Source organism: Streptomyces sp. DH12 (assembly GCF_020873895.1).
GTDB lineage: Bacteria > Actinomycetota > Actinomycetes > Streptomycetales > Streptomycetaceae > Streptomyces.
Genome location: NZ_JAHWGT010000954.1, coordinates 1 through 465, shown reverse-complemented (window position 1 = coordinate 465; position 465 = coordinate 1). Strand labels below are relative to the sequence as shown.

Here is a 465-nt window from a genome sequence, read left to right as displayed (position 1 = left end):
CCACGACCACCGTGCCGCCCGCCGTCTGCGGCCGGACCAGCGCCGCCGCGCCCAACCACCGCCGCAGCGCCTCCTCCCCGGCACGCAGGTCGGGGCGGCTCAGCATGGCCCAGCCGTCCAGCAGCAGCGCCGCCGCGTACCCGCCCTCGGCGACCGGTTCCGCGCCCGGTGTGCTCACCACCACTGCGGGCGCCCCGGGCACCGTGTCCAGCACATGCTCCCGCCCCGACGTACGGACCGGCACCGCGGGGAACGCCCGCCCCAGTTCCTCGGCGGTGCGCCGCGCCCCCACCACCTGCGCCCGCAGCCGGAAGCCGCCGCACTCGGGACAGTGCCAGCGGCTCTCCGTGCGCCCGCACCACGCGCAGCGCAGGTCGTCGGAGCCATGCGCCTCCAGCGGGCCCGAACAGTGGCGGCACCGCGCCGGCGCCCGGCAGGTCGCACACGCCATCCGCGGGACGTAGC

Annotated in this window: 1 pseudogene; it reads right to left on the bottom strand. The window is 78.7% G+C overall.

Annotated elements, in window-relative coordinates:
* Window positions 1-465 (bottom strand): annotated as a pseudogene (locus LPA54_RS37955) (primosome assembly protein PriA); the annotation flags it as partial.